The sequence below is a fragment of the Sphingopyxis sp. SCN 67-31 genome, assembly GCF_001725095.1.
In genome coordinates, this window is record NZ_MEFH01000223.1 from 1 (window position 1) to 8,012 (window position 8,012).

Sequence of the window (8,012 nt, forward strand, 5' to 3'; positions counted from 1 at the left end):
GGGTGCCACCGCCTCGGCCCGGTCGCCCGACAGGATCGTCGCATCGATTCCCTCGGCCGCCAGCGCGTCGATTGCGGCGCGTGCGTCGGGGCGAAGCTGATCGGCGAAGCGGATCGTCGCCAGCGGATCGCCGTCGATGGCGAGTTCGGTGGCCAGCGCGGTGCCCGCCGCGGGGCTTTGCGGGCGGCCGAGCGTGACCTTGTGCCCATGCCAGTCCGCCTCGATACCGAAGCCCGGCGTTTCGCGTATATTCTGGACCGTTTCGGGCACCACGCCCAGCGCCGACAAGCCGCGCGTCAGCGCTTCGCTGAGCGGGTGACGGCTGGCCTGCGCCAGCGCGAGGAGCAGCGGGCGATGGGCGGGATCGACGGCGTCGAGATCGGTGGCGACCGGCCGGCCGAGCGTCAGCGTCCCCGGCTTGTCGATCAGCGCCCGGTCGACCTCGGCCATGCGTTCGAGCGCCGAGCCGTCCTTGATCAGCACACCGACCCGCATCAGCGCCCCCGCTGCGACGATCTGCGCCGCCGGAACCGCAAGGCCGAGTGCGCAGGGGCAGGTGATGATGAGCACCGCGACCGCGATCAGGAGGCTATGATGCCAGCCTGCGCCCGCGATCATCCAGCCCGTGAATGCGAGCAGCGCGAGCGTGTGGACCGCGGGCGCATAGAAGCGTGCGGCGCGATCGGCGATGCGGACATAGCGCGACTTGCCCTGCGCTGCTTCGCCCATCAGCCGCGCGATATCCGCGATGGCGGTGTCGGAGCCCGCGGCGGTGATCCGGACGCGGATCGGCGCGCCGAGATTGAGCGTACCGGCGTGGACATGGTCGTCGACATGCACCGCCTGCGGCGCGCTTTCGCCGGTGAGCAGCGACAGGTCGATCTGGCTCGACCCCGCGACGATGACCCCGTCGGCGGCAAGCCGTTCGCCGGCGGCGACCAGCATCACCATGCCCGGCTGAAGCGCGGTCGCATCGACCCAATGGCCGCTGCCTTCGCCGCGCAGCACCGTCGCGCCGGTGCCCATGTTGCGGAGCAGGGCGGTAACGCCGCCGCGGGCGCGGTCGCGCATCACGCTGTCGAGCCAGCGTCCGCAGAGCAGGAAGAAGAGGAGCATGACGACGCCGTCGAAATAGGCGTGCTGGCCGTGCGTCGCGGTTTCGTAGACGCTGAGCGCGCTGGTGATGACGACGCCGATGCTGATCGGCACGTCCATATTGGTCCCGCCGTGGCGCAGCGCGCGCCATGCCGAGCGGAAGAAGGGGCGCCCCGAATAGGCGACGGTCGGCAGCGCGATCGCCGCCGACAGCCAGTGGAACAGGTCGCGCGTCGCGCCCTCGGCGCCCGACCAGACCGATACCGACAGCAGCATGACGTTCATCATCGCGAAGCCCGCGACGGCCACCGCACGCAGCAATTCGCGGCTGCTCGCCGCTTCGGGATCGCCTTCGCCGGGGGCGTCGCCGATCGGATGCGCCTCGAACCCCAGCAGCGCGAAGGCGCCAACCAGATCGGGCGTCTCGGCGTCGGGGGTGCAGGCGATATGGACGCGCTTTTCCGTGAAGTTCACGCGCGCCGAAGCGATGCGCCGGTCGCGGACCAGCCCTTGTTCAAGCTTCGAGATGCAGCCCGCGCAGCGGATATCGGGAACCGCGAAGTCGCGCTCGACCAGTGGCGAGGCGGTGGCGACGCTCATTGCAGATCGATCCGGTAGCGGGCCTCGTCGGCGCCGTGCCGGACCGAAAGGTCGAGCCGCCAGCGGCCTGCCGGCACCGTTTCGCGCGAGATCAGGCGGCCGTCCGCTGCCGGCGCGAAATGCACCGCGCGCGCCGGCAACTGGCCGAGCGGGTGGCTGAGCGTCGCGGTCGTGGTCAGCCCGTCGAGCGGCTTGCCCTGGCTGCCGACGGCGAGTTCGATGTGGCGGTCGGCATCGAGCGTGGCGCTCTTGTCCCAGCCCAGCCGGTCCTGCGCGGCGGCGCGGGCAAGCCATTCATTGTAATGCTGGCTCGCGACATAGCTGTTTTCGACCACGGTGCCGCCGAAAGTCGAGAGGGCAAAACGCGCCATGACGATGTTCACGGTGATGACGACCGCGAAGAAGGCGACGAGGATCGTCGTCATGTGCCAACCGGTGAAGCGGCGCGCCTTGTTCATTGTCCGGGCTCCTGATTGTCGGCCGGCGGCCGGTCGAACTGGATGGTTTCGCTGTCGCCGCGCGGATCGCCGTCGAGGCCGCGCGTCGCGATCGTGAAATCCTGCCGCGCCGCGCCCGCGGCGGGGGCGGCGACGAACAGCTTGACGCGGGTGACGCTGTCGGGCGCGAGAGTCAGCGTAATCCGCTGCGCCGCCGTGACGCGCGAGCCCTCCTCGGTCCACAGCGCGGCATCCTTGAGCCCGCTGACCGTCACTTCGACCGCGCGCGGGCGCGTTTCCATGTTGCGCAGCTTGAGCGTGTAATTGTTGCGGATATGCCCGTCCGAAAGCTGGACGTAGAGCGGGCTGCGTTCGTGCTGGACGGCGAGGTCGAGCCGCGTGCGCTGGCCCAGCGTGAACAGCATGGCGGCGCCGATCGCGCACCAGATCGAAAAATAGATGATCGTACGCGGGCGAAACAGCGTCTTGCGCACGGGGCGCGCCGTGCCGCCGGCCTTTTCCGCCGCGACATCCTCGAGCGTGCAATAGTCGATCAGGCCGCGCGGACGGCCGACCTGCGCCATCACCCCGTCGCAGGCGTCGATGCACAGCGCGCAGGTGATGCAGCCGATCTGCGGTCCTTCGCGAATGTCGATGCCGGTGGGGCAGACCGCGACGCACTGGTTGCAATCGATGCAGTCGCCGAAGGCGCCGGGGTGCGCCATCGCCTTCTTGGTGCTGCCGCGCGGTTCGCCGCGCCACTCGCGATAGGTCACGAGCAGCGACTTTTCGTCCATCATCGCGGTCTGGATACGCGGCCAGGGGCACATGTAGATGCACACCTGTTCGCGCATGAAGCCGCCGAGGACGAAAGTCGTCGCGGTCAGCACCGCAACGGTGCCATAGGCGACCGGTGCCGCCTGGCCGGTCCAGAAGTCATGCGTCAGCGTCGGCGCATCGGCGAAATACATGATCCATGCGCCGCCGGTCCAGAAGGCGATGGTCAGGTAGATCGCATATTTGAGCGCGCGCTTGCCGATCTTCTCGGCGGTCCACGGCCCCTGCGCGAGGCGGATCTGTGCGTTGCGATCGCCGTCGACCAGCCGGTCGACATGCTGGAACAGGTCGGTCCACACGGTCTGCGGACAGGCATAGCCGCACCAGGCGCGGCCTACCGCGCTCGTCACCAGAAACAGGCCGATGCCCGCCATGATGAGCAGCCCGGCGACATAATAGAATTCGTGCGGCCAGATTTCGATCTGGAACATGTAGAAGCGCCGGTGCGCAAGATCGACGAGCACCGCCTGGTCGGGTGCATAGGGGCCGCGGTCCCAGCGGATCCATGGCGTCCCGTAATAGATCGCCAGCGTCACCGCCATGATTGCCCATTTCAGACGGCGGAAGGGGCCGTCCACCCGCTTGGGATAGACGGCCTTCCGGGCGGCGTAGAGCGACGTCTTGCCGCCGGTCAGATCGTCAGGGCTGGCCATCGGCTCCCTGTCCTTCCGGGGCGGCTGCGGCGACCGCCGCGGGTGCCGGCGCCTTTTCGCCGCCGCCCAGCGAATAGACATAGGCGGCGAGCATCTTGATCGTCACCGGATCGAGCCGTTCGCCCCAGTGCGGCATCACGCCGTTGCGCGGCTGGTTGATCGTCGCGGCCAGGCTGGCGCGATCGCCGCCATAGAGCCAGATGGCGTCGGTCAGCTTGGGCGCGCCGACGCTGCGGCCGCCTTCGCCGCCCGCGCCGTGACAGACCGCGCAATTGGCCGAGAAGAGCGCCGCGCCGCGCGCCGACGAGGCGCTGGGCTTTTCCTGACGGCTGATGACGCGCACATGGCTGACCAGATCGTCGATCTGCCTGGCGTCGAGGATGCCGTCGCGGCCGAAAGCGGGCATCTGGCTGATCCGCGTCGTCTTCACGTCGGGATTCCGGATGCCGTTGGTGATCGTATAGTGGATCGCGGCGAGGTCGCCGCCCCACAGCCAGTCGTCGTCGGTCAGATTGGGATAGAGCTTCTTGGATAGAGCTTCTTTACACCGGCGCCGCCGGCACCGTGGCACTGGACGCAATGGACGCGGAACGCTGCGCCCCCGCCCTGGATCGCGGCCTGCATCAGTTGCGGCCGGGCGGGCAGTTCGGCGATCGGGGTGGCGGCGATCGCGTTGACGATCGGCGCCCGCCGCTGCGCCTCGGCGGCGAGCTCCTTTTCGAGCTGGCCGCGGCTGCTCCAGCCGAGCACGCCCTTGGTCGCGCTGTGCACCATCGGCCAGGCGGGATAGAGGATCGCGTAGCCGAGCGCCCAGATGATGGTGAGGTAGAAGGTCCACAGCCACCACCGCGGCAGCGGGGTGTTGAGCTCCTCGATCCCGTCCCATTCATGGCCGACCGTGCTCGTGCCGGTGGCTTCGTCGATGCGCCTTTTGTCAGCCATGGTCGTCGTCCTCGAAGATCATCGTTGCGGCCTCGCGATTGCGGTCGCCAGCGCCCTTGCGAAAGGGCCAGGCGATCAGGCCGAGGAACAGCAGGGCCATGCCAAGCAGGCCCCAGCTGTCGGCGAAGTGCCTCAAATCATTATAGGTCATGGCGCCTTCCCCTGCGGGGCGTCGGCGACATGCGCCTGCTCCTGCGGCGCGGCCTTTTCGACATCGACGAGCGTGCCGAGCATCTGGAGATAGGCGACGAGCGCGTCCATTTCGGTCAGACGGGTCGGATCGCCGTCGAAATCGCGAACCTGCGCCTTGGGATAGCGTTTCTGCAGATCGGCGGCCGAGGCGGGATCGACCTGCGCCTTCAGATCCTCGTTCGCCTTGGCGATGTCCTCTTTCGTATAGGGGACGCCGACGCGATAGAGCGCGGTCAGGTCGTTGCGCAGATCATCGGTCTTGAGGTCGTTTTCGGCGAGGAAGGCATAGGGCGGCATGATCGATTCGGGCACGACACTGCGCGGATCGATCAGGTGCGCGCGGTGCCATTCGTCCGAATAGCGGCCGCCGACGCGCGCGAGGTCGGGCCCGGTGCGTTTCGACCCCCATTGGAAGGGATGGTCGTACATGCTTTCCGCCGCCAGGCTGTAGTGGCCATAGCGTTCGACCTCGTCGCGGAAGGGACGGATCATCTGGCTATGGCACAGATAGCAGCCTTCGCGGATGTAGATGTTGCGGCCGGCGAGTTCGAGCGGGGTGTAGGGCCGCATGCCGTCGACCTTTTCGACCGTATTGTCGATCCAGAAGAGCGGCGCGATCTCGACGAGACCGCCGATCGCCACGGTGACGAGCGCGAAGAGGCCGAGAAGGCTGACGTTGCGCTCGAGCTTCTTGTGGCTGAAGCCCTTTTCGGCGGGTTGGGTTGCCATGGTCGGGGCCTCCTTATTCGGCGGGAACGGGCGCGAGCGGGCGATCCGTCGCGGCGTTGTGGGGCGTTTCGGTCATCGGCTTTTCGTCGCGGACGCGGCCGGCGAGCGTGTAGCCGACGTTGATCAGCATGATCACGAAGCCCGACAGGTAGAGCGCGCCGCCGGTGGCCCGGATCAGATACATGGGATGCATCGCGGCAACGCTTTCGGCGAAGCTGTAGACGAGGTAGCCGTCGGGGCCATATTCGCGCCACATCAGCCCCTGCATGATCCCCGCGACCCACATCGAGGCGGCGTAGAAAACGATGCCGACGGTCGCGAGCCAGAAGTGCCAGTTGACCATGCGCAGGCTGTAGAGCCGCGGCCGGCCCCACAGGCGCGGGATGAGATAATAGAGGCTGGCGAAGGTGATCATGCCGTTCCAGCCGAGCGCGCCCGAATGGACGTGGCCGATGGTCCAGTCGGTGTAGTGCGACATGGAATTGACCCATTTGATCGACATCATCGGGCCTTCGAAGGTGCTCATGCCATAGAAGGCGAGCGCCATCACCATCATGCGGATGATCGGGTCGGTGCGGATCTTGTCCCACGCGCCGTTCAGCGTCATCAGGCCGTTGATCATGCCGCCCCAGCTCGGCATCCACAGCATGATCGAAAAGACCATGCCCAGCGTCTGCGCCCAGTCGGGCAGCGCGGTATAGTGCAGATGGTGCGGACCCGCCCAGATATAGAGGAAGATCAGCGACCAGAAGTGGATGATCGACAGGCGATAGCTGTAGACGGGGCGTTCGGCCTGCTTGGGCACGAAATAATACATCATCGCCAGGAAGCCGGCGGTCAGGAAGAAGCCGACCGCATTATGGCCGTACCACCACTGGGTCAGCGCATCCTGGACCCCCGCGAAAGCGGCGTAGCTCTTTGACCCGAAGATCGTGGCGGGCAGCGACAGATTGTTGACGATGTGCAGCATCGCGATCGTCAGGATGAAGCTGAGGTAGAACCAGTTGGCGACATAGATATGCGGTTCGCGGCGCTTGATGATCGTGCCGACGAACACCGCCAGATAGGCGACCCAGACGATGGTCAGCCACAGGTCGACATACCATTCGGGCTCGGCATATTCCTTGCCTTCGGTCACGCCCATCAGATAGCCCGTGGCGGCCAGCACGATGAACAGCTGATAACCCCAGAAGACGAAGCGGGCGAGCGAAGGAAGGGCGAGCCGCGCGCGGCAGGTGCGCTGGACGACGTAAAAGCTCGTCGCGATGAGCGCATTGCCGCCGAAGGCGAAGATCACCGCCGAGGTATGCAGCGGGCGCAGCCGGCCGAAGGTCGTATATTCGAAGCCGAGGTTGAGCGCGGGATAGGCGAGCTGCAGCGCGATATAGAGGCCGGCGAGGAAGCCCGCGGTGCCCCAGAACAGCGTCGCGATCACGCCCCAGCGGATCGGGTCGTCGTCATAGACGCCTTCATCGCCGGGCATTTTCAATATGCCGCGCGCGATGCCGTCGAAATCGGCGCGCGAGACGGTTGCCCACAGAACGGCGAGACAGGCGATCGCGACGATCCCCATATGCACCGCAAAGGGCGCATCGACCGCCAGCGCCGCCATTACGAGCGCGAGAATGGCCAGCGCCAGCCAGCCACCCGCCTTTAAAACCACACCGTCCATATTGCTTGTCCCTGCTTGGCGCGGTCCCTTCGACCGCACGGCTGGGAACCGCTCATGGACGGGGGCGGCCGCCAAAACATTGACCAGGATCAAGCAATTTTATCAATGCGCGGCGCGGCGGGCAAGCGCAGGGAGGCGCTCGTCAACGCAAGGAGTCACGACATGAAGACGCATTATCTCTCCCTCGCTGCCCTGGCCGCTGCCATGGTGGTTCCGGGCCAGGCCCAGGCCAAGGCCGGGGACGTTCAGGTGAAGCTGCTCGCGACCCTCGTCGCGCCCGACGGCAAGATCACCGACGTGAAATATGACGGCCTCAGCCTGCCGGCCGGGACGCAGAGCAAGGCGAACGACAATGTCACGCCGACGATCGCGGTCGAATATTTCGTCACTGACAATGTCTCGCTCGAAACCATTGCGGGCGTGACCCAGCATGATGTCGACGGCGCCGGGGCGCTGGCGGGTGCCGAGCTCGTGTCCGACGTCAAGATCATCCCCGCGACGCTGACGCTGAAATATCATTTCGGCCGCGACGGCGGGATTCAGCCCTATGTCGGCGCCGGCCCGAGCTATTTCTTCTTCATCGACGAAAAGCCGGGCGTGACGACGCGCGGGCTGGGCGCAACGCGGCAGAAGATCAACGACAAGTTCGGCGCCGCGGTGCAGGCCGGGATCGATATTCCGGTGAACGACAAGGGGCTGGCGGTCTCGTTCGATGCGAAGCGCTATTTCCTGCGCCCGACCGCGACCTGGTATGCAGGTACGACCGAAGTGCTGCAAACCAAGCACAAGCTCGACCCGTGGGTGATCAGCGCGGGGGTGGCGTTCCGCTTCTGAAGCGGCGCGCGGCGCTGATCG

Annotated in this window: 7 protein-coding genes and 1 pseudogene; 1 reads left to right on the plus strand and 7 read right to left on the minus strand. The window is 66.6% G+C overall.

Features of this window, described 5'->3' with window-relative positions; genetic code table 11:
• The 7 genes and pseudogenes from ABS88_RS24620 to ccoN all read right to left on the minus strand — a co-directional run.
• Positions 1-1,695, minus strand: a 1,695-nt coding sequence (locus ABS88_RS24620) for a heavy metal translocating P-type ATPase (RefSeq protein WP_286750885.1), incomplete at its 3' end; no start/stop codon positions are given.
• Positions 1,692-2,153: a FixH family protein gene (locus ABS88_RS24625; RefSeq protein ID WP_286750886.1), complete on the minus strand. Its 462-nt coding sequence runs from the start codon at positions 2,151-2,153 to the stop codon at positions 1,692-1,694. The genes ABS88_RS24625 and ABS88_RS24620, both read right to left, overlap by 4 nt.
• The gene (ccoG, locus tag ABS88_RS24630; RefSeq protein WP_286750887.1) at positions 2,150-3,622 is read right to left on the minus strand and encodes a cytochrome c oxidase accessory protein CcoG; all 1,473 of its coding nucleotides are present in this window, start codon (positions 3,620-3,622) and stop codon (positions 2,150-2,152) included. Before ccoG ends, ABS88_RS24625 begins: the two co-directional genes overlap by 4 nt.
• Positions 3,609-4,564 (minus strand): annotated as a pseudogene (gene ccoP, locus ABS88_RS24635) (cytochrome-c oxidase, cbb3-type subunit III). The gene ccoG and the pseudogene ccoP overlap by 14 nt, the downstream one beginning before the upstream one ends.
• On the minus strand, positions 4,557-4,715 hold the full coding sequence (locus ABS88_RS24640; RefSeq protein ID WP_086456482.1) for a cbb3-type cytochrome c oxidase subunit 3: 159 nt from the start codon (positions 4,713-4,715) through the stop codon (positions 4,557-4,559). The pseudogene ccoP and the gene ABS88_RS24640 overlap by 8 nt, the downstream one beginning before the upstream one ends.
• Positions 4,712-5,485 carry a cytochrome-c oxidase, cbb3-type subunit II gene (gene ccoO / locus ABS88_RS24645; protein WP_086456481.1) on the minus strand — a complete coding sequence of 258 codons (774 nt, stop codon included), beginning with the start codon at positions 5,483-5,485 and terminating at the stop codon, positions 4,712-4,714. The genes ABS88_RS24640 and ccoO overlap by 4 nt, the downstream gene beginning before the upstream one ends.
• 13 nt (positions 5,486-5,498) lie before the next feature.
• Positions 5,499-7,157 carry a cytochrome-c oxidase, cbb3-type subunit I gene (gene ccoN / locus ABS88_RS24650; RefSeq protein ID WP_286750888.1) on the minus strand — a complete coding sequence of 553 codons (1,659 nt, stop codon included), beginning with the start codon at positions 7,155-7,157 and terminating at the stop codon, positions 5,499-5,501.
• A 162-nt stretch (positions 7,158-7,319) separates the two neighbouring features.
• Between ccoN and ABS88_RS24655 the strand changes: the two genes are divergently transcribed.
• Complete coding sequence (locus ABS88_RS24655) at positions 7,320-7,991, plus strand: OmpW/AlkL family protein (protein ID WP_003041537.1); 672 nt, start codon at positions 7,320-7,322, stop codon at positions 7,989-7,991.
• Positions 7,992-8,012 lie beyond the last annotated feature (21 nt).

Coding starts and splice junctions, on each gene's coding strand:
- ABS88_RS24625 (WP_286750886.1), bottom strand. CDS start 2,153: ATGAACAAGGCGCGCCGCTTCACCGGTTGGCACATGACGACGATCCTC.
- ccoG (WP_286750887.1), bottom strand. CDS start 3,622: ATGGCCAGCCCTGACGATCTGACCGGCGGCAAGACGTCGCTCTACGCC.
- ABS88_RS24640 (WP_086456482.1), bottom strand. CDS start 4,715: ATGACCTATAATGATTTGAGGCACTTCGCCGACAGCTGGGGCCTGCTT.
- ccoO (WP_086456481.1), bottom strand. CDS start 5,485: ATGGCAACCCAACCCGCCGAAAAGGGCTTCAGCCACAAGAAGCTCGAG.
- ccoN (WP_286750888.1), bottom strand. CDS start 7,157: ATGGACGGTGTGGTTTTAAAGGCGGGTGGCTGGCTGGCGCTGGCCATT.
- ABS88_RS24655 (WP_003041537.1), top strand. CDS start 7,320: ATGAAGACGCATTATCTCTCCCTCGCTGCCCTGGCCGCTGCCATGGTG.